General features: G+C 55.5%; 21 protein-coding genes. 7 read left to right on the top strand and 14 right to left on the bottom strand.

Going from position 1 to position 19,348, the window contains the following annotated elements; all coding sequences use genetic code 11:
* The 4 genes from BMX96_RS18720 to BMX96_RS18700 all read right to left on the bottom strand — a co-directional run.
* The coding region (locus tag BMX96_RS18720) for an MHYT domain-containing protein (RefSeq protein ID WP_330220661.1) at positions 1–358 on the bottom strand (358 nt) is incomplete at its 3' end.
* Between the two features lie 266 nt (positions 359–624).
* Positions 625–1,089: a hypothetical protein gene (locus BMX96_RS19470; protein WP_139210152.1), complete on the bottom strand. Its 465-nt coding sequence runs from the start codon at positions 1,087–1,089 to the stop codon at positions 625–627.
* 1,481 nt (positions 1,090–2,570) lie between these two features.
* A complete protein-coding gene (locus BMX96_RS18705) occupies positions 2,571–2,786 on the bottom strand; it encodes a WGR domain-containing protein (protein ID WP_214606879.1) in 216 nt (71 codons plus the stop codon).
* The gene (locus BMX96_RS18700) at positions 2,783–3,397 is read right to left on the bottom strand and encodes a tyrosine-type recombinase/integrase (protein WP_091846874.1); all 615 of its coding nucleotides are present in this window, start codon (positions 3,395–3,397) and stop codon (positions 2,783–2,785) included. Before BMX96_RS18700 ends, BMX96_RS18705 begins: the two co-directional genes overlap by 4 nt.
* Positions 3,398–3,923: 526 nt before the next feature.
* Here BMX96_RS18700 and BMX96_RS19465 point away from each other — a divergent pair.
* Positions 3,924–4,526 (top strand): hypothetical protein, encoded by a 603-nt coding sequence (locus BMX96_RS19465; RefSeq protein WP_139210151.1) that lies wholly within the window; start codon positions 3,924–3,926, stop codon positions 4,524–4,526.
* Positions 4,527–4,616: 90 nt separating this feature from the next.
* Here BMX96_RS19465 and qatD read toward each other — a convergent pair whose 3' ends face one another.
* The 8 genes from qatD to BMX96_RS18655 form a co-directional block, all read right to left on the bottom strand.
* Positions 4,617–5,372, bottom strand: a complete 756-nt coding sequence (gene qatD / locus BMX96_RS18695; RefSeq protein ID WP_091846873.1) for a Qat anti-phage system TatD family nuclease QatD — start codon at positions 5,370–5,372, stop codon at positions 4,617–4,619.
* Entirely contained in the window at positions 5,369–6,571 is a 1,203-nt protein-coding gene (gene qatC / locus BMX96_RS18690; RefSeq protein ID WP_175481794.1) for a Qat anti-phage system QueC-like protein QatC, read from the bottom strand. Before qatC ends, qatD begins: the two co-directional genes overlap by 4 nt.
* 128 nt (positions 6,572–6,699) lie before the next feature.
* Positions 6,700–7,464, bottom strand: coding sequence for a hypothetical protein (locus BMX96_RS19460; protein ID WP_139210150.1), 765 nt, complete (start codon positions 7,462–7,464; stop codon positions 6,700–6,702).
* Positions 7,464–9,284, bottom strand: a complete 1,821-nt coding sequence (locus BMX96_RS18680; protein ID WP_091846870.1) for a KAP family P-loop NTPase fold protein — start codon at positions 9,282–9,284, stop codon at positions 7,464–7,466. The genes BMX96_RS19460 and BMX96_RS18680 overlap by 1 nt, the downstream gene beginning before the upstream one ends.
* Positions 9,285–9,391: 107 nt before the next feature.
* On the bottom strand, positions 9,392–10,237 hold the full coding sequence (locus BMX96_RS18675; RefSeq protein WP_091846869.1) for a DpnII family type II restriction endonuclease: 846 nt from the start codon (positions 10,235–10,237) through the stop codon (positions 9,392–9,394).
* On the bottom strand, positions 10,237–11,334 hold the full coding sequence (locus BMX96_RS18670) for a DNA adenine methylase (protein ID WP_214606878.1): 1,098 nt from the start codon (positions 11,332–11,334) through the stop codon (positions 10,237–10,239). Before BMX96_RS18670 ends, BMX96_RS18675 begins: the two co-directional genes overlap by 1 nt.
* Before the next feature lie 356 nt (positions 11,335–11,690).
* Positions 11,691–12,362 (bottom strand): ParA family partition ATPase, encoded by a 672-nt coding sequence (parA, locus tag BMX96_RS18660; RefSeq protein WP_091846867.1) that lies wholly within the window; start codon positions 12,360–12,362, stop codon positions 11,691–11,693.
* Positions 12,363–12,419: 57 nt separating this feature from the next.
* Positions 12,420–13,460, bottom strand: a complete 1,041-nt coding sequence (locus BMX96_RS18655) for a replication initiator protein A (RefSeq protein ID WP_091846866.1) — start codon at positions 13,458–13,460, stop codon at positions 12,420–12,422.
* Between the two features lie 645 nt (positions 13,461–14,105).
* Here BMX96_RS18655 and BMX96_RS18650 point away from each other — a divergent pair.
* Positions 14,106–14,318 carry a hypothetical protein gene (locus BMX96_RS18650; protein WP_091846865.1) on the top strand — a complete coding sequence of 71 codons (213 nt, stop codon included), beginning with the start codon at positions 14,106–14,108 and terminating at the stop codon, positions 14,316–14,318.
* 125 nt (positions 14,319–14,443) lie between these two features.
* Here BMX96_RS18650 and BMX96_RS18645 read toward each other — a convergent pair whose 3' ends face one another.
* The gene (locus BMX96_RS18645) at positions 14,444–14,785 is read right to left on the bottom strand and encodes a hypothetical protein (RefSeq protein WP_091846864.1); all 342 of its coding nucleotides are present in this window, start codon (positions 14,783–14,785) and stop codon (positions 14,444–14,446) included.
* A gap of 870 nt (positions 14,786–15,655) precedes the next feature.
* Between BMX96_RS18645 and BMX96_RS19455 the strand changes: the two genes are divergently transcribed.
* Positions 15,656–16,594 carry a hypothetical protein gene (locus tag BMX96_RS19455; RefSeq protein ID WP_139210149.1) on the top strand — a complete coding sequence of 313 codons (939 nt, stop codon included), beginning with the start codon at positions 15,656–15,658 and terminating at the stop codon, positions 16,592–16,594.
* 1 nt (position 16,595) lies between these two features.
* A complete protein-coding gene (locus BMX96_RS19450) occupies positions 16,596–16,862 on the top strand; it encodes a hypothetical protein (protein WP_139210148.1) in 267 nt (88 codons plus the stop codon).
* Between the two features lie 15 nt (positions 16,863–16,877).
* Here the strand turns inward: BMX96_RS19450 and BMX96_RS18635 are convergent, their stop codons facing one another.
* Entirely contained in the window at positions 16,878–17,213 is a 336-nt protein-coding gene (locus tag BMX96_RS18635; protein ID WP_091846862.1) for an H-NS histone family protein, read from the bottom strand.
* Positions 17,214–17,636: 423 nt separating this feature from the next.
* On the opposite strand from BMX96_RS18635, the gene BMX96_RS18630 reads away from it, so the two are divergent.
* The 3 genes from BMX96_RS18630 to BMX96_RS18620 are packed head-to-tail and all read left to right on the top strand — an operon-like array spanning position 17,637 to position 19,119.
* On the top strand, positions 17,637–17,846 hold the full coding sequence (locus BMX96_RS18630; protein WP_091846861.1) for a hypothetical protein: 210 nt from the start codon (positions 17,637–17,639) through the stop codon (positions 17,844–17,846).
* Between the two features lie 53 nt (positions 17,847–17,899).
* Positions 17,900–18,847, top strand: a complete 948-nt coding sequence (locus BMX96_RS18625) for an ArdC family protein (protein ID WP_091846860.1) — start codon at positions 17,900–17,902, stop codon at positions 18,845–18,847.
* Positions 18,844–19,119 carry a hypothetical protein gene (locus BMX96_RS18620; RefSeq protein ID WP_091846859.1) on the top strand — a complete coding sequence of 92 codons (276 nt, stop codon included), beginning with the start codon at positions 18,844–18,846 and terminating at the stop codon, positions 19,117–19,119. The genes BMX96_RS18625 and BMX96_RS18620 overlap by 4 nt, the downstream gene beginning before the upstream one ends.
* The last annotated feature ends 229 nt before the right edge of the window (positions 19,120–19,348 follow it).

Genomic DNA, 19,348 nt, shown 5'->3' with positions numbered 1-19,348 from the left:
AGGGCCCCAAGCCCTCCCATATGGGTTCGCGATTTGACCTGGAGAGCCAGACCGAGGGGCAAGCCGACACACACACAAAGCCGGCCACGATCGAAAGCAGTGTGACCTCAAGATTATAGGTCAGCGCCATGTCGGGCCGATAGCCGAGCATGGCGACAAAGTGCGTGGCCCATACACCGACACCCGCAACAAGAGCGGTCCAGAATCCCGCCCGTTTACGTTGCGCCTCTGTCGCGTGGTCGATGTTCCGCCAGATCAAGATCAGCGTGACGGCCATGATCACGCAGACACCGGCCGCGGCGAGGATGAAATTGAGCTTGGTGGCGAAGATGCCGCCGAGGAAAATGGGGATAGACATGAGGGACGTTCCCATAATGATACATCATATTCCAATTTGAGTATCAAAGCGAAAAGCGGTCGCAAGATGGCCAGCCCGGGGCAAAGGCGAGTTTTCCCTGGGATCGTCGCCAGGAAGTTGACGATTGGTAAGGAGGCGACTGGGATCGGTCGGGGCTAGCTTTCACCGTCACCCATCATCTTCTCGATCAGGAAGCCCCGCGCCAGGGCCTCAGACAATCAACCCAACAGTCCCTAGCTACGCCAGAGAGATCCGGCCTTCTTTTCTCAGGGTGCAGCTTTCGAAAGGTCAAAGCTATATTTGAACAATACTATTGTCATAGCGGCATAACCAAAAACAAGCGATGCAATGATCAATCCTACAGGAAACAAGTTGAGCTTAAGTTGTGCGCCGGCCGTAGGCGGGAGCAAAAATATAAAAGAAGCCGGAAATGCGGAAATTATAAATATTATGCCAGCGGTTATAGCATTAATAATTTTTTTATCCCTTGAGCCCGCCACAACAAGGCGGGCAAGACAGTAAAATATTGATAATAATAGTGAAATAGAGCATGCAAAGTATATAGCAATGTTGATGGCGAGAGCTGGCGAGCTAAAGATATTATCTACGAGCTGATTCGATCTGAGATTCAGGATGCGATAATACTCCGATCTTCCACCGGAATACCAGACGACCAAGAACAGAATACTTGGGACGTACATGGCCAGGTGCAATATTTTCTTCGAGTTCATGTGTGCCGGTATCAGGTATCGAGGCGCAAGAAAACGGATTTTTTTGCAATAGTCAATGATGGTCTCTTATTTTTCCGGGAGCATACCTGAAGGCCCACCGAATAGCGTCCAGTATAGGCGTCAAAAAGGGCAGCATGAACACCAAGTCGCACGCCACCTGCGATACCTGGGACCTCCTCTCAACCTGTTCGTCACGGAAGGAGAGGTCAGTGGTTGCATCAGTGCCCACGCGCTTTGCGACAGTCTGCCAGATGTCGAATGGCTACTCGGAGAAAACGGACCAAAGCATGTTCCCGAAGGACCTCATGAGAGAGCTGCAGGGCGATATTCAGATCGACTACGCTAAACCAGCCCGTCAGCGGGATCACATCGGTGACGGAAATCTGTTGGCGAGGGGGGGCTCATTACTGAAGTCCTGGCCTAGCCATGGTATATCTGCAAACAGAGCAAACCCACTAAAAAGTAGAACAGAGAAAATTGCCATGACGACCAAATTAAATATGAACTGTTCGCTTTGTGAGTCAAAAAGCTCATCTCTTGAGAAGGGCCTCACAAGAAAATGTATAAAAAATGTGAACGCTAAGAACAAAATTACCCCAAGTACCCAAAATGCCTCAATTTCCGCTCTATAGTCCATAATTATCTTTTCCAAGTACGAAAACAACAGTTATCCTTTCAGTGCGGAGATTTCACGTTCGTTTTGCCGTAGGATAGAGAATTGCCTTTGTGTGACAAGCCATGGTGCAGTTCAGACTGCACGTCAAATATTCAGGAATCTGATCTCAGGGCGGAGACCTTGGCACTTGACGCGGCCAGTGACCGTCGCTAGCTGTCCTTTATGCATTGTCATTCACCAGTACATAAAAACCTATAGCATCGATGCGATGGAGGTAGAGATCTTTATTTTTGGAGCTAACGATCCCGACAGCAAGTATGCAGTTTTATCGTTAATAATTATTATACTTACCTCTTTCATTTTTACCATAGCCGCAAACAGCGCTGTTCATTTGTTATTTATATTACTATCAGTCGTCGTACTTATGATTTATATATCATCGTGGATGATAAAAAGACGTTCACAGGTCACCTTTAGATCAAAGTTCGCGGAATCTCAATTCATCCCGAGCAGCCGAAAGGCGACGATCGTTTATAGTGCTTTCTATGGCATAATTTTTGTCGTCATCTTCTTACCTGCCTGCTTCCTGGCTTACTCAGGCAATTTCGAGAGTATCGCGACAAGCGACCTGTACGTTTATTTGTTCGGCTTTTTTATGGGTGAGTCAGCCTTGTTCAGTATTGTTCATTACATAGTCATCAAAGCAAAAGGGTAACCCTACAGATGATGGGCCGCAAAACGTCGCCGGAACCTTTATATCTCGGGCATATATTTTTTGTGGCGGAATTGCATGGACAATGGAATATTTCCTGCTTCAAGGATAATTTTCAGGGAAACCGAAGTCACTGCGATCAAGGTTAGGCAACTATTCGTAGCCCCGCTTTGCTTTCTGCATGTTGAGCGCGAACCGCGCGTCCTTTGCCTGAGCCTCACTTGCAAACCAGTCCGTGCGGACCTGTCCGGCCCGCCCGATGCGGCCCCACTCGCGAACCAAACCCCACTCTCCGAAGAGTCCGGGCACGATCTCCATCCGGTAGAAGCGGTGCGTGTTCGTCTCCGGGTTGGACCTTGTCAGTCTCATGCCCCCTGCCCCCACATCCTGGCCGCGATATCCTGCTCTTCTTTGCCGACGGCATCGGCGTAGATGACTGTCGTCGTGAGTTGCGCGTGCCCGAGCCATTTCTGAAGCATGTGTAGGGGCACGCCGCTCACCACGGCATTAATCCCGAACCCATGCCGGAGACCCTTGGGGCTGCGATGCGGCGCATCCGGTATCCTGGCCTCGATCATCACCCGTTTCACGATCTGCCAAACCCGCACGCGGCTCAAGTTCCAGATCGGTGCGCTAGCCCTCTTGCGGGACGCCTGGGCCTCTCTGAGGCCATGGGCGGTGTTCAGGGTGTCCAAGTAGTCCGGTGGCACCGGAACGGTCCTGTAGACGACCTTCTGTCGCCCCGAGCCGTCCCGGCGCTTCTTGAGGCTGCGGATTGCGATCGTGCCACCGGAGAGATCCACACGGGCCGGCGTGATCTCCAGAAGCTCGGACGGTCGACATCCGGTATGCAGCAGCGTCTCGCAAAGGGTACGGTCGCGGGCGGGCTGTCGACGCGCTGCGGCCAGGAAGGCAGCCCGCTCTTCGGCGTTCAGGTAAAGCCGGTTTCCGGCGGTGTCATAGAGGCGCATTTCGCTCATGATGAACAGTATGCATCAATACTGTTAAATCACGAAGCCCTTTCGAGCCCCCTGCCCTACCTGTCCACAGGATCGACGGGCACAGGACTTAACACTATTGATAATAGTGTTAAGCGGCTTGCCAAGGGCAAGGTAGTCTTGGCAACTCTCCGTGAAGAGGTTAATATCTATCACCGGAAATTTATTTATAATAACAAAGGTATTTGAGAATATATAACACGCTTTCGGAGAAGCAGTTGATAAAACCTAACGAAGCACTGCCCTGGCTTGATTTATTTTTTTCTGATCCTTTCAGCGGGGCGCTGACACTTTCGTCCCTCCTGGCTCTTACCTACATGTTTGCAATGGCGAAAAATTTGGCCGATCCTTCAAAAAGGGCGTCAGATCATATAAAAGGATTTAGTATAGCCATACTAATTTTTTCGGGATCGCTAGGGGGCGTCTTCTTCAAAGAAAAATTTTCCACTAGCGGCCTGGAATGTCCAGAGTCCTGCAATCACACTATGTCTTGGGAGGAGTACAGGGAATGCAGAAAGTGCAATGGACTACCGCTCTAGCGGTTGTCGGAGGTCTGTCGTTGGTTGGGTCGGCCGCCGAAGCAGAGTGCGCGCAACAACTGACAGATGATGCGCCCGTTTCAGAAATAATTCAATGTATGAGAGATCAAGAAGCTGAACTCGACTCAATCAATCGCGCCGAAACACTGGGTCCTTTGCCAATAGGGGCTGTTATTTCCTTTGATCGTACTGATGGCTGTCCAGAAGGATGGACTGACATGGGATCTATCTGGCGCGGGCGGACAGTAGTAGCTGCTGTGGAAGATAGTAACGACGATTTCACGTTCCGCAGAACGGGAGGTTCTAGCTCGGTCAGTCTAGAGATAAGTAACATGCCGGCCCACAATCATGGGGGCGCAACCGGTACGGAAAATGTTAATAAGTCAGGAAGCGGTATTTGGTTCGATGGAAGTGTGGCTTCGAATTACTATGTAAATAGAGGTTCGCCGCAGCTCGGCCTGGACAACAGCGCCAAACACACTCATTCCATTCAGATGCAAGGCAATGGCATTCCATTCGAAATTATGCCGCGGTTCGTTGCGTTGTTCCTATGCAAAAAGGTAAGCGAATGATGGTTAGCTTCCGCGCCCCTTCGTATCCACATATGCCCAGCACCAGTCGGTAACTTATGAGCAGAATTAGTAATAGTGTTAAAAATCAGACTAAGAGATTGAGTCCCTTTTGATATCCGGCGCGAACGTGACGATAGATTTAAAATTCTGAATTAGTTGCTGTCTCACGTCTTCAGGCGGTATTGACCAAAGGCTGGCGAACGTCTGAATCACAGCCTCAGCGTCGTTAGGCTCAAGCGGCCTACCTTTAATCGTCCCGAAAGGGCCATCCGTCTCAGGTAGGATCTGATCTCGAGGCATCATCGCGGCTCGTGCCCTTCCGGCCTTGCTTTTAAGCATGGCCGGACCAACGGAGAACCAGCACCCAGCATTGATGGCATTCTGAAGCTCGCTCGGTCCGCCGGTAAACCAGTGCAAGACTGGTATACCGGCGTCGTGGGAACGGAGCAGTTCAAGAACTTCCTCGGCCGCACCTCGGCTGTGGATCGACATGACCCGGCCTCCGGCTCGCTCGGTCGTCTTTAGGACGTGGGCAAACACCTTTCGCTGAAGAGAGACGTGCTCCCGAAGATGCTTGGAGCCATCGAGCCCAACCTCTCCAACGTACGGCGCTTCGTCGATCAACGTGTCGAACAGTCCCAACTCGCTATACCGCTCGTGTGCGAGTTCGGGGTGGAATCCCAACGCAGTGCGGATGCGCAATCGTCCTTTCGCCAACTGTTTCGTGCCCAGCCATGCCTTCGGAATCGTCGTAACCGATAGAACGTAGACGCCAGCTAGGTCCGCTCGCTCGATGATCGTCTGCGGCTTCGGGTAAAGATCGAGGTGGCAGTGGAAATCGATCAAGCTGCTACGCCCTGGGAGCGGATGAATACAGCGAGTTCGTCACGCCCTCGCTCGACGACCTGAAGAAGCTGCGCCCGCTCGTTCGAGTTAATGGGCAGAGTTCCCGCACGGATTACCCAGCGAGCAATGCTTTCCGTCCGCGACCGTCTGATGGCATAGATGACGGAGAGAAGATCGGCTCGCCGGTCGGGCTTGTTCATCACCTGCTTGAGATCACCCAACCAGTATTGCGTCCCGTCGGTAACGTTGCTCGCGTGGAATGCCGCCCGTCGGATCAGACACGGAACGCAATGCCCGCACTGCATCCGCTTCCGCTTCCATCGGCCACAGGACACGGTGTTCGACGCCAGGCTGCGCGCGAGCGGTGCATTCGAGTTACCCCTCAGCATTTCGCCCTTCGTCTTGTGTCGGAAGGGGTTCTCGATCGTAACGGGGATGCTTCCTGCGTCCAGGATGCGTTGGATGCCCGACAGGAACTCAGGATGCGCCGTTCGCGTACTGAGCGCTCCTACCCTTCGCGGGCTGAGCGGCGGGTTGAGGGCGATGAAGCCGTTCTCAGGGATGTAGAGCGGAACTTGACCGGCGGCCGAGAGAAGTCCGTTGCGCTCAGCGATTGCGGACGCCACGCACACGCCCATGGCTAAAAAAAGGAGGCTGCGCGCTCGTGTGGTATCTTCCCTCGGATAGGCACCGTACTGTCCCTCGGGTCCTTGCGGCGCATCGTTCGCCCCAAGGTGGGGCCGTGATGGGAGAAGGGCTCGGAGATTGGTCTGATACATCTTGTCCCCGGTACTCTCTCGGCTGACCAGGAACGGCGATCGATTGGCATCTTCAATTAGGTCGATGGCTCCGAGCAGACTATCAAGCCCCCCGGAGAAGAGGCAAACACAGTTCGAGTCTAGGAGCTTCGTACGTTGCCTCAGACCCTTCCGCGATGCTGCAGTCGGAGCGGACCGCCCCTCGCCGACGAAAGTCATTTCCCAGCGATCGCCGGTCAGGAAGTTAAGGGCCTCTTCGAGATCGCTTGCTTGAGCTTTCCAGAATGCCGGGTCCTGTACGCTCGTAGTCAGCTCGATCGCGCGCGAGAAGCCGTTCGCAGAACTGGCGCGAGGCACGAAGACGTCCGCCGTCACGGCAGAGAGGGCGATTGACAGGAAGTCGAACGCCTTGGGCGAGATCGTTCCCTCGAGGCGACGCATCTGGTCATAGAGCCGCGCTCCCGTCGCCGCAGCATCTGGGACGTCTCTGCGGCGGCCGAACAAGCGAACACGGCGGTCCGCGTTCGAGGAGCGAAGAGCTGCCGGGTCCGCGAGGCAAGCGACGCTCGTCATTCGTCGCTCTCCCATATCTCGAGCGTTCCCCTGACCACATCGAGCTGAAGGTCGCGAAGCTCATTGGCGGACATCTGCGAAACTGGCGTGCCGCCGCGTTGGGAAAGCACGTTGTCGACCGTCGCCCGAACCGTCTCCCTGAGATCATTCTCGCGATCCATCAGAGCTTCCGGTGATGCGTTCCGGTTCACAGAAGCTCCCGCCTCCCGGAACCACAGATCGTGAAAGACGCAGGTGGTCACATAGACAGCTAGGAGATCGTGGAACTGATCCTCCGTCATCGCCGACGGATCGAATGTGTCCTGCTCGGATAGCACTTGGCAGATCGCATCCTGGATGGCGGCGCGCACTTCGTCGCGATCTTGGCCCTCCGGAGCTACAGCGTTGGCGATAATTTGGGCGGCTTCTTCGACCGGTCTGCCGATCGCTGAGCGGAGGTCGCTTCCGGTTGCGTCCTGTCCAGTTCCACCACGACTGAGGTCGCCAATCCCGGCGATGCCCGCAGCACCGGATCGAGCGTTGGCCCCCTGCCGTCTATACCCGTTCGCGGAGCCGCCTACAGCGTTGCGTGCATAGCTTCGAAAAACGGCACGGCGATCATCAGCACTTCCACTACGAATGTAGCGCGTTACGGAACCCCTGTAGCTGCGCAGCGCGTTGGGCTCCCGCGAAGGGAGGGGCTTTCCCGGTTCAGCATCCGCGTGCTCGGGAACGAGGGGGGATCGATCATTCGATCCCGAGCCATCCTTCGAGGTACCCATCACTCAACCCACCAACTCTTGTTCTTCAACGCGGCACTCAACCAGTTCGGGTTCTTCGCGAAATTGCGGGACCGGATGAACGTAGCGAGGTCTTTACCGGAATCCGCGTCGTAGTCCGCGAGACCGATCGCGCCATGGAAGCCGCTGGGCATTGATTTCCAATCGGACACCCTCCCGAGGTGTTCAATGATGCCCCGCATGACCAACGGCCGCTCGTCTGGTAGCACCCCCTCGCGCACCTTCCTGACCGTTGGAGAGTTCGAACTCTGAGCCTTCAGGAGGGTCCGCAGGGCTGACTCGCCGATGGCGCTGAGGCCTTCAGTAGACATTCGAACCGGCTTCAACTCACGAGTGAGGTAGGCCACTGGCCGAAGATCGACGTCGGCCAGCTTCGGTTCCAGTTCGATCCACCCGCGCACGAACTCCGACTCACTCGACCCTTGCCATTCCTTCGGCAGCTCCACGGAATGAGTTTCCTTGTCGGCGTCGGCTTCCAACGTGCTGAGTAGTTCGGGTTTGCCGTCCTTGGCATTACCAATCTCGGTCAGCAGGACGTTAGTCGCTGCCTCCCCCATGCAGCGCTCGAACAGCGCCATCTTCGCGAGCAAAGCCTCGTTGAGAGGCATTTGCCGGCGTTGGGCGACGGAGAGACGCATTCGCACCGTGTTGAGCATTCGCTTCACGATCCGCGGGTTGCCACCTACCCTCGCCGAAGTCGCCAGAAGCGGCGCAAGGCGTTCCGCGATCTGAACCGCCTCCACGAGGACTTGCCCCTGATCCGGGGTTGGAGGCGTACCGCTAGCAAGCGCTTCTTCCAGAGCCTTCAGCCCAAGCGGTCCGTCCTTCCACGTGTTCCGAAGGTTCTCGACAAGAGCACCAACCACCACCCCTAGATGCTCGGGTGATAAGGCGCGGCGGGTATCGGAGGGTTGCGAGATCAGGAGTGCGATGAGGTACGCGCGCACCTCGGCGACGCCGACCCGTGGGACGCGGATCGGGAACTGGACGAGCTTGTCGAGGTAGTCGGTAACCAGTCGATCCGCGTTAGCCTTGTAGTGCTCAGCTACAGCTAGCCGAACCATATCCTCGTCCGCCGCGATGACGAACGCGGTGCCCGGTACGAAGAGGAAGAGGCGTACCGCCTCGAGGGTTAGGATCGTATTGCGCGGGAGGCATCGATCAAGATTGTCGATGAACACGACGAGCGTCTTGTCGAGTTCACTCAGCAACTCTTCCAGCTCACGCCGGAACAACTCGATCTCCTGCGGAGGGCTGCGTTTCTGCTCGGGATCGAGAAGCCCTTTGGTCTTCTTCGCAACGTCCTCTCCGGCCCTACGGACAGCTTCGACGTCCTCTCCGTCGCCCTCGCCTGCCCCGATGTCGCCGAGCCCTTCGATGCCCCTACTGAGGATGCCGAAAGTCGGCGCGCCGAAGAGCGCCGCCCCACCCTCTGCCAGGAGGCCGAGGACGCGAAGTTTGTTCACCCGCTTGAGGAGCGAGACCGCCTTCTCCGCTCCAGTCTCGGAATCCTTCGCCACGACATAAAGCGCCTGCGAAATCTTCTCCAAAAGTGCCGCACGGGCATCATCAAAGTCTTGGTAGAGCCAGGCGTCGAACTCGACGACGATGTAGGGGTCGCCCTCCGCCTTCATGAGGTCTTGCACGACCATCTTTGAGAGCGAGCTTTTTCCGGCACCCCATCCCCCGAAGAGGCCAATCGAGAGGGGACGAAGATCCTCCCGAGCAAGGAGATCGGTCACCAACTCGACCGCCTCTCCGTAGTTCAGAAGGTCAGTCGTTGTTTCGTTGTCAGACCACATGGTGACAAAACTCGTATCGCAAGTTCATTTAAGCAAGATGCCCATCTCGGACCTGTCCGACTTAAGCTTAACAGAATGACCCAGCCCGTTAAGCGCCACGGCGTATCCTAGATCCCATATTCGTTCTTCAATGTCAGGAGATCGCTCCTGAACTGATCGTGCATTTGCTTGGTGTAGATGCGGGTGATGCGGCCGTCGTTTTGTCGCTGGATGATTTTGCGCAGATCATTGGCCCGTGCCTTCCAGGTCAGTCCATCTGTAATGAAGAGAAGGCTCGCATCATGCCGCTTCGCGGCAATGATGGCATCAAGATCGCCGATGATGTCGCTCATCTTGGAACCAGTCGCCCCATAGCCTTTCGACTCGATCAGAATAAACGGAAGGCCCTTGTTCGGAATGGCGAAATCGCACTTCGCGGGACCGGCTGCACCTTGAAATGTGCAGCGAGGCTCATAAGCCGCTCCGAAGACTTCCTTGATGATTTCTTCGGCAAAGTCTTCGAGCCCCCTACCCCGCTGCTGGCCCTGGATCGCGCTGCCACGGCCTGACCGCAGGCGCTCCTTCAGGATGTCGCTCCAGACCGGTATCGTGTTTACGGTTGTGGTCATGGCATCGATCAAACCCAAGTCAGCAAGGACGTCGAGATAGGCGTCCTGATCGCTTTGGTATCTCTTGATACCAGTGCCTCCAGATCCGAGCCGATCAGTCAGCTCAACCTCCAATTTGTCCTTCGAAAACCCGAGAAAAAGGCCGACACAGAACTTGGATACTTGGAAGGACGGACCGTCCTTGGCGTCGATAAGAGAAGCGATGTCGTCACGGCTAAACTCAGCCTTCATCGGAACGTCTTGGATCCGCTCCATGATCGCCTCGGCCATGTCGTCCATCCAGTCTGCTTCGAGCGGCGAAAGACTGTCGATGATCTGATCGAAACTCTGGTGAACAACCCGCATTACTGCCCCACGATCAAATATTCTTCGACGGAGGCCCGCTTCACCTTGCTATGGGTGCCGAAGTGGTACGTGTGGTTGCGGCGGAAGACCCTCACATCCCGTTTTGTTTTTTTCATGATGTCGGTCAGTTGATCGAGGTCGGGATACCCGTTCGAGCTATAGGACAGCACGATCTTCTGCTTGCCGAACCGCTGAAAAAGGCGCTCGAATGCCTCGGCGGCCTGCTTGCGATAGCTGAACGGCGTGAAGCGTTTGGGGATCTTTCGGACCTTGGTGGAATAGTCGATGTCGAGCCCCTGCCAGTAGCAAGAAAGCCCTTCCAGAAAGTGATAGCGCTTGATGTAGCAGTTATCATCCGCGCGTGGGACATAGGGCGGATCTAGATAAACGAGATCGACGCCCCGTGTTTCAACCTTGAATACATCGCTTCGGACGGCATGGTTGCGCCGACCATTCGAGAAAACAGCTTCGTTGAAGGCATCGACTTGTTCGAAGAAATGCTCTTCGATGGACAAGCGCAAGTCCCGGCGTCCATCATCGTACTTGGACAGGTCACCTGAAATCGTGAACACGCCGCGCGGCTGACGTTTCACGCAGGAGCGCATAAGCGCCGCCATCGCCAGGGCCTGCTGGTGCGGGTTGTCAAGTTGACGGAGATTTCCTGAAATCCTGTCCAAGAAACGCAAATCATCTGGAGTGTAAAACACACCAGAGAAGGTCTTTTCTATGAAATTGTGCGTATTAGTAGGAGCGGCCAACAAACCCTTCATGGCGGGACCGTCGAGCTGGGCACTGTTGTTCTTGATGAGCGCCTTGCCGATGGTCGCAGACATGTTGAGAAAATCACTGGCGATCACGCGGCGGTCCATCGCCTTGATGAGATATCCGACTGCATTGCTGCCGCTAAATGGATCCAGAGCCGTTTCGAAATCGAGCGCGTCCAGAGTTTCGTGAATCCAGGGGAGAAGACGACGCTTGGAACCCATGTAGCGCAGTTCAGGAAAGCGCTCGACTTGCTGAAGCGCCAAGGGCCGCGCCCGGCTATCGGGTACGGCCTTCTCTTCTGGCCTGATGATGCGAAGTGTCTGCTGCCCCATGGTCACTCTTTTTATTTTTTATTATTATATACAGTTTCTTACGATCCGCAAAGCCGAAGTGAAATGACGTCTTCTTCTAAGATCTAGCACAAACCCACATTTGTGCTTTTGTTTATTTGCGGGTTATGCCCGCCTCGCCTTCGAGCTCTTGCGTGCGCTTCTCTATGAAGGCTTGCAGCTCTCCAACCATCTTCCGATCCGTAGCGCTACACGCCGTTTTGAAGCGCGTGTGCAGGCTGGCCGGAAGGTCCAGGCTCAGACGCTTGGTCGGCTCATCCGGGACAGCCTTGGCGACTGGCCTTGCTGTCCGCGTTGTGTCGTGCCCTGCTCCACCGCGCTCAAACGCCAAGATTTGGTCATCCGTTGGCTGCTGCTTCGGCTTCGGAGCCGCTGAAAATGTCTTCTTCGACATATCGCTCGATCTCTTTCGTTAGTTGTTCGATCTCGCGGGCGGCGATGCTGTCGCCAGCCCACTCGAAAATTGTTTGACCCATGGTCATGCCTTCTGCGAAAGCCACCCGTTGCTCGATCTCGCTCGCGAGGATCGGAAGGCCCGCCTGTGCCGCCATGTTACGAATATCTCGACCGATCACAGTTTTCCCAATTTTGCGGGAAACCACAAACCCACATTTTAGGGATGGTTTGAAGTCCTGCGCCTCCGTCACCTGTCGAACCGTCAAATCAGACGCCCAGGTCGAGAGCCCAGATGGCTCGATGGGGAGAGCGACAAAGTCAGATGCGACGATGCAAGACCGGGCCACTTCTTCGGCATGGGGCGGCCCATCGATCACGGTATGTGTGTAGTCGTGTGCAAGCTTCAGGGCATCTCGCGCCATGTTCGCCCGCGCCATGCTGACCACCTGGAAGGGCGCGTCCTCTCGCAGGCTCGCCCAGGTGCTGGCTGAGCCCTGTTTGTCGGCGTCGATCAGCAGAACCCGATGACCTTGTTGTGCGAGGCACCCCGCCACGTTCACAGAAAGGGTGGTTTTGCCAACGCCACCCTTTTGATTGAGAAATGATATAATCATGCACTCAGCACACCACATTCGTGGTAAGTCGTAAAGACACAAATGTGGGTTTGTGTGCTAAGGTCGTCCGCGCTTCTGGAACACCTTCTTACAGAAACCGATAAAGGCAGCATCCGGGTTGCGGGGCATCTCGTTCACCCACTCGCGCCACTCTTGTTCCAGTACTCGAACGTCCCATCCTGGCGCGGCCAAACGCGCCTCATGGTATGTATCCGGAGATAGGGTAGGGATCACGAGATGATCGACCACGACGGGGTCTGAAAGCAGTGTGCCGCGATTGGTGAATGTCACCATGTCGGTCTCTTCGTCGAAGGTTACGTTGTAGTCCGGCAGATGATCGTGCTCGACCAGGTGCCTAAGCGCGCGTCGAAATTCTTTGAGAGAGGATTTGGACCCTGCCTTCTTGAGCAGCAGCTCCAAGCCGACCGACCAGGTCGGCTGGCGGCCACAGTGCTTTCTTGCGATCTCATAGACACGCCGCTCAATAGGTTTGCGGAGACGGAAATAGTCCTTATGCAGAGTCAGGACTTCCTGGGCGCGGATCGCGCTGAAGACCCAGTCTGAAAGCTTCACTTCGCACCATAGAAGGCGACCGTCGAGGCCGTGCTTCCGCCGGATCGAAGCGGTTTCGATCAAACCGAAGGTATCGTATTGCTCCTCGTCGCCGGTACGGATGTTCGTGCTAATCCGTGTCCCAGCTAACCGATCCACAGCCTCACAGAGCGCCGAGTAATCTTTGCCTGCGGTGCCGCGGTTCGTGAAGACGAGCAGGTCCCGCGAGTTTATGCGCACGCGCGGCGAGACCTCCTCACCGTTCCTGAGCTTATGCATGATCTGCGAAATGCAGTAGATCAGGATGTCCTTATCGTAGATCGTCGCTAAGCCTTTGACGCTCGGCGTGATCTCTAACCAATTTCCGTTGTGCTCGTACCGGCGGACGGTCGTCTCCGGCTTCTTGGAGAGCGAGTAGAATGGGTGCTCCATATGCGCCATCACATCCTTCAGGACAGCGTCAGCCACATCGCAAATGAATAGATCATGCTGCGGGTGCCGGTCGGGGAGGAGGGGCACAGTCGAATTCGGGGTTTCAGACACCATGTGAATCATGTTCGGGGTTTCGCACACCACCGTCAACAAATTTCGGGGTTTTACCCACCACCTTCAAGATTCGGGGTAACACACACCAGGATTCGGGGTTTTACCCACCGAGATTCGGGGTTTTACCCACCGGACGCTCCGAAATAGCATTATGTTTCAATTGCTTACGACCATTTATCCACAGCTTAACACTATATTAACACATACTTAACACTGACGCGGGCCGACTTCGCACTATACGAGTTCCTTAATCCTCCCGCTCCGCGAGAATCGGAATCGGCCTGGCGGCCGATACTCTAGCCGCGATCATGCGCCCTTCGGACGCACGCGGCCAGGTTCAGCTTCAGACTCACCAAAGATCAGGGGCGTGCCTTGGATGGTCGGAAGCCGTGTCGCCTGAGGGGATCCCTGAGTGCTTCGAGAACCTGGATACAAGGGGTGGGTCCTCTCCATGCTCGGGCTTCGCCCTGCGCGTGGGTCCGGTCCCGTCTGCGATGCCCTTGATCCAGAACCATCGAACCCCTCTTGCCGGGATCAGGCGACGACGGCTCCGAAGATCAGGCACTTGAAGCTCCGATCCTTTCAGGGGGATGAACACCGTTCCAAGCGATGGCACAAGAGCCTGAAGAACAGGGAGAATACTCAATGAGTGACATGACTGCGCATATCAAATGCGACGTGGAGATCGATGTAAGCGGCCCTAACGATAGGACCGTCGTCAAATGGACGGCTGATACGCTCCGTCGTATTGCCGACCGGCTGGAAGCCGATAGCTACGAAGACGGCCACCATGATGTATCGGACAACTCAGGCCGACCGGTGGGAACTGTGTATTTCGATTTCTACGATTCCGACTGAAGGCACACAGAGACGAGCTGAGAGCTATGAAAGCCATGTTGCGGCAGGAGTGGGAGGACAAGCGGTCAGCGCTCACACAGCGCCATACTGCCGAGCGTGATGCCATGAAGCGCGAGCATGGGCGGTTAGCCTCGCGGGTGCTTCGGATTATCGACGTGACGGGGCGGACCCGGCGCAACCAGGACGCTGAGCGCAAGGAGATGCAGGAACGCCAGAAAGCGGATCGGCAGGCGGTCGTAGCGGATCATCGCGCCGGAAAGGTGGAGCGCCGGACAAGCCTGGAACAGAGGTATGGCCTCATGCACCGCGAACTCCGTGCTGCCCACGCGCCGGGTTTGGATCGATTGCGGGATCGTCATCAAGACGCAGATCGAAAGGCAGATCGGGAACGCCAGATAAGGGCCGCAGATCGAGAAGTGGTAGCACAGAGAACCGAGCAGGCGATCAGCAAGGTCGAAAGAAGGCACGAGGCATCGGGGCGCTCTACTGAGCGGGGACGCAGCTTCAGCCCCGAAAGGTAGGCAGGATGCTAGACAGATCCGGGCGCGAAAAGAAGCGTGCGCCCGGACCACTTCTCTATTTGGCTTGGAGCACTTGGGCGAGGAGCCATGAGGCCATCACGAAGCCCAGAAGCGCGAACACGCACATAACACTTGATCCGATCATCCAGCCATACCCAAACCATTGAAGGTTGCCGCCAGCTTGGAGCGCGTTTCGGAGGGGGTTCTGATGGCCGGCCGCACTGGGTTTCCGCAGATTCTCTAGGAGCTGCGGAACAGAACTGCACAAATTGGTCAGTCCGGCACTCCACCCAACAATTTCGACCAAGAAAGGATCAAGCATCATCTGATCTCCTCTTTGACCACATAATTGGGCCTACAAGAGGAGCCCACCTTTCGTTGTCTTCCTCAATGACTTCTCTTCTGAGCTGGGCGAGTAGAGAGCATCGTCTCGGTCTCTTGATGCACTTGTCAGGCTGCGCGTACTTACAGCCACAGGTTGGGGCTGGCATGGCTTGATCACCTCTTATTGGAGTTGCCATCCGCCGAGACGACCTGTAGGTCGCCGGAGCGCAGGCAACTGCGTGACTACGGGTTATCGGGGGTCCTGTGAGAGAGCGGCCCTCGATAGCCTCATTTGTCGGATGGAAGACAGTGTCGTGCCAGAACGAAGTTTTCCCACCTCTGGGCAATAATCCGTCAATGCGAAGCCGTCTTGCGCAATTTTATTCACAGGGCAGTGGCTCTGGGCGAGAGCCGTCCGGTAGTGGCCGGATTCCGTCTTGTCATAGACGAAATCCGGCGTACGGTTGGGCGGTGTTTTGGAGGGGGTGCCGCGTGCATGGAGCTATCGCTCGGCTGGAACGAGCAGAACAAGATTTGGCAAGGCTGATCGATATGTGTACTGAGAAGCGAAACCGGCAGGTTTTTTCGAAATTAGACATATCTAACGATTTGGGAATTCGATCTGAAAAAATAAGAAATTTTATTAGCGAAAATAAAAAAAATGAAAAGAATGACGCTGTGTCTGGGGCTTCAAGACGTAGGACTGCTCTTTCGACGGGGGAGTTCTGGAGCCTATTGCGGTTTGTTGAGGAGCGCCGTGACGATATCAGAGCCCTCTCCGGAGAAGCGGCTAAAGCATTCGATAGGATTTTTGAGGTGGTTGGTGGCCCAGTTGATAATTCAATTGAGTATGTTGACGTTGTCGACTTAGCCGCTCTCGTCGAAGCAACGCAAGCCCCGCAGCAGATGAAAATTTATATAAAGGGCAGGTACCTAACTTTTCGACGCATGCCATCCACCGATAATATAATGGTATCAGCTTTAGAGGTGCTTGAGGATCCTGAAAGACAAGCTCTAATTTGGAAAAACAAACATCCTTTGTCTCGGGGTTTTGTGGAGTACAGTGGCATTGTGGGGTACTCAAGCGACCATTTTATTATGCTGGGTCAACGAGAGGATGCCAGGTCAATTGATGCACTTGCCCTGCGCTTGCCAGACGTAGCCCCAACGCCAGCAACTCAAATTAACGAGTGGCATGGTATTGCTTTCGTAGAAACAAGTAATATTCCAACATGCTCTCGGCTATATATGGTGTCCCGAAAAGAGTCGTTGGATGATTTACAAGAGCACTGTGGAATTAAGGGATTCGATTACTGCAGGGATCTTGGATTGTCGTCGAAAAACCTAATAGATATATTTGACTTACCGGGTGGAAATCTGCAAGACTTCCACGAAAGAAATAGTCAAGCATTTACAGCGAGGAATTATTGAGATGGATGGTGTCGAAGAAATTGGAGTGGAAGAGATTAATAAAGTATTTGACGAGGTTCGCGCTATGTCAGCATCGATTGATGCTGATGCGGCCATTCGGGCCGGGTATCATTATACGTCTAAACTTCTGAGAGAAATAGAAGCGGATATTGAATCGGTGGATCATAGCCGGACGAGAAAGCGTAGAATAATACAAGCAAGAAGAAGATTTGACCTCTGGTTAGAGAACCATCCAGAGGTTTTGCGGCGCGTCCTTAAGCCAGCCTGACAAGCACAAGTATTATTACCTCGAAACAGAGATCAGGAAATCTTCCAGAGACTTACCAGCGTCGAGACCTTCTTTGATCCAGGCAGGTTGCCGACCGCGCCCTGACCAGGTCATCTCGGGGTTCTCAGGATGCCTGTACTTGGGCGGGTTGATAGGCCCTTTACCCTTGCGCGTCGAGGCGTCGCCCATGAGCTCGGAGAGGGAGAAGCCGGCCTCACGGGCCGCGGCTTCGGCTTTGGCCAAGGCTTCCTGCTTCTTGCGCTTTTCGTAATTTGAGATCGCCTTATCGACATCTTTGCGCAATGCCTTCAGCTCGTCGAGTGTGAGCTTGTCGAGGTTGATGTCGGCCATGATCTAAATTCCTGCTCATTTCATTTGTCGGAATGGATACCACCTTTGACGTGGTTTTCCACAGGATAATTCCGGATCGCGATAAATCTCTTCCGAGCGCTTTGGGCTCATGCAATAGTTGAGAGCCTGCGAATTTCTCGCCCGCGGCGGACATGTCCGGCGCGGGCCGGTGGGATGTGCGCTTCGATGCTACGATTGCCCGGCCTTGTTGCTGGAACATGTGCGAAGCCGACACCCATGCGGGCCTTTGATTTGGCAACGAGACCCTGTTCGGCCTGACCTGCAAGGAGGGCCCGCACCACTGGCCTGCGGCCACCGTGTATCTCCTTGCAGCTCCGCCCCTCGGAACAGGGTTTATCCGCGCCATCAAGGCCGCGATGAGCGCGGGCTCGATCCGAAACCCAACCAACAAAGGAGGACATCATGTCTGACACCGACACCACATCATCAAATCGCCCCACGCACCGACTGTTTCACGTCGTCGGGGAGGCCGAGAAAGCCAACTGGATCCGCATTGGTGCCGCCTGGCCGCACAAGGACAGCAAGGGCTTCAACATCGACCTGGAATATATCCCGCAGAAACGAGGTCGCATCGTTCTTCGCGAACAGACCGACCAGGAAGAGGGGCAATAGCCCCCTTCCACCCTTCAAAGGATTCAAGACAATGATTTTAGGAAGAATTACCAATGAAACAGGATATTTATGACCGCATAACCACCCGTATCATCGACAGCTTGGAGGCCGGCGTCCGGCCGTGGCTGAAGCCCTGGAACGCCGAGCATGCCGCCGGCAAGATCACCCGCCCACTGCGCCATAATGGTCAGCCCTATTCCGGGATCAACGTGTTCATGCTTTGGATGGAGGCGGAGTCCGCTGGGTACATTGCACCGATCTGGATGACGTTTCGCCAAGCCCGTGAACTGGGCGGGCACGTTCGCAAAGGCGAGACTGGCAGTCTGGTCGTCTACGCCAACAAGATCACCAGGACAGAAGCCGATGAAACGACCGGGGAGGATGTCGAGCGCACCATTCCCTTCATGAAGGGCTACACGGTTTTCAACGTCGAGCAGATCGAGGCATTGCCCGCGCATTACTACGCCGCGGCTGAGGCGCCCGTGCTCGATCCAGGCGAGCGACTGGCGCCCGTTGAGGCCTTCCTCGACCATACCGGTGCGGATATTGCCTACGGCGGAAACCGGGCCTTCTACATGCCCTCCGAGGATCGCATCCAAATGCCGCCTTTCGAGTTCTTCCGCGACCCGGAGAGCTACTATGCGACTTTACTGCACGAGACCGTGCACTGGACCAAACATCCCAGTCGACTGGACCGGGAGTTCGGCCGCAAGCGGTGGGGCGATGAAGGCTACGCCATGGAAGAGCTGGTCGCTGAGATCGGCGCCGCGTTCCTGTCCGCGGATCTCGGGATCACCCCGGTGATCCGTGAGGACCATGCCAGCTACATCGCATCATGGCTGAAGGTGCTGAAGGACGACAAACGCGCGATCTTCTCCGCCGCGGCCCATGCGCAGCGGGCGGCGACGCATCTGCACGAGATGCAGCCGGCATCGCCGGATCCTGAGCTCGGCGATCGGCTCGATCGCCAACGGGCACCGATCGTCCCTCAGCCCTCATGACCTGGAAGATCGAGAACCACCCGAAGGGCGGCCTACAGATCGCGCACCTGGTCTCGCCGCGCTTCACTGCCCGATGGACGACCGGTGAGTTTCCGATCGAGGGCGTGCGAGAGGGCGCGTTTTTCTGGACCGATGAGGGCAGCGGGCTGGATGACGCCATTCATCTCTATGACTTTGCCTGGGATTATCTCGTCCCAGATCAGGAGCAGCTGAGCCAGCTCATGGCGAATGCCACGAGCGAGATCGAGCGGTACATCATGACAGGCGCGTGAGCCGAGCTGGCGGTTGTACTGGCTTCAAGTGCGTCTCATTTTGGCGTTTGACCTACTGAGACGTTGAAATCTCCGACCCGCGTACAGCCAAAACCCGTCGCTGGTGGAACGTCGCGTTCACGGTGATCGCGAACACTGCGATCGAGGTTATAGCCACCATGATGGAGAGCCCGTCGGTGCCCAGGCCTGAACCGCCCACTGCCATTCGCTGAAGCGAAGTTCCGGACAT

Origin of the sequence: Palleronia pelagia, from assembly GCF_900110115.1 — a bacterium.
In the GTDB taxonomy this organism is placed as follows: domain Bacteria; phylum Pseudomonadota; class Alphaproteobacteria; order Rhodobacterales; family Rhodobacteraceae; genus Palleronia; species Palleronia pelagia.
Note: the sequence above shows the minus strand (reverse complement) of the source record. Positions and strands in the feature narration are given on the sequence as shown.

Coding starts and splice junctions, on each gene's coding strand:
- BMX96_RS18670 (WP_214606878.1), bottom strand. CDS start 11,334: ATGGGGCAGCAGACACTTCGCATCATCAGGCCAGAAGAGAAGGCCGTA.
- BMX96_RS19450 (WP_139210148.1), top strand. CDS start 16,596: ATGGATGGTGTCGAAGAAATTGGAGTGGAAGAGATTAATAAAGTATTT.
- qatC (WP_175481794.1), bottom strand. CDS start 6,571: ATGCGTCGCCTCGAGGGAACGATCTCGCCCAAGGCGTTCGACTTCCTG.
- BMX96_RS18680 (WP_091846870.1), bottom strand. CDS start 9,284: ATGTGGTCTGACAACGAAACAACGACTGACCTTCTGAACTACGGAGAG.
- BMX96_RS18635 (WP_091846862.1), bottom strand. CDS start 17,213: ATGGCCGACATCAACCTCGACAAGCTCACACTCGACGAGCTGAAGGCA.
- BMX96_RS18650 (WP_091846865.1), top strand. CDS start 14,106: ATGAGTGACATGACTGCGCATATCAAATGCGACGTGGAGATCGATGTA.
- BMX96_RS18675 (WP_091846869.1), bottom strand. CDS start 10,237: ATGCGGGTTGTTCACCAGAGTTTCGATCAGATCATCGACAGTCTTTCG.
- BMX96_RS18705 (WP_214606879.1), bottom strand. CDS start 2,786: ATGAGACTGACAAGGTCCAACCCGGAGACGAACACGCACCGCTTCTAC.
- BMX96_RS19470 (WP_139210152.1), bottom strand. CDS start 1,089: ATGAACTCGAAGAAAATATTGCACCTGGCCATGTACGTCCCAAGTATT.
- BMX96_RS18700 (WP_091846874.1), bottom strand. CDS start 3,397: ATGAGCGAAATGCGCCTCTATGACACCGCCGGAAACCGGCTTTACCTG.
- parA (WP_091846867.1), bottom strand. CDS start 12,362: ATGATTATATCATTTCTCAATCAAAAGGGTGGCGTTGGCAAAACCACC.
- BMX96_RS18630 (WP_091846861.1), top strand. CDS start 17,637: ATGTCTGACACCGACACCACATCATCAAATCGCCCCACGCACCGACTG.
- BMX96_RS18620 (WP_091846859.1), top strand. CDS start 18,844: ATGACCTGGAAGATCGAGAACCACCCGAAGGGCGGCCTACAGATCGCG.
- BMX96_RS19460 (WP_139210150.1), bottom strand. CDS start 7,464: ATGGGTACCTCGAAGGATGGCTCGGGATCGAATGATCGATCCCCCCTC.
- BMX96_RS19465 (WP_139210151.1), top strand. CDS start 3,924: ATGCAGAAAGTGCAATGGACTACCGCTCTAGCGGTTGTCGGAGGTCTG.
- BMX96_RS18625 (WP_091846860.1), top strand. CDS start 17,900: ATGAAACAGGATATTTATGACCGCATAACCACCCGTATCATCGACAGC.
- BMX96_RS18655 (WP_091846866.1), bottom strand. CDS start 13,460: ATGGTGTCTGAAACCCCGAATTCGACTGTGCCCCTCCTCCCCGACCGG.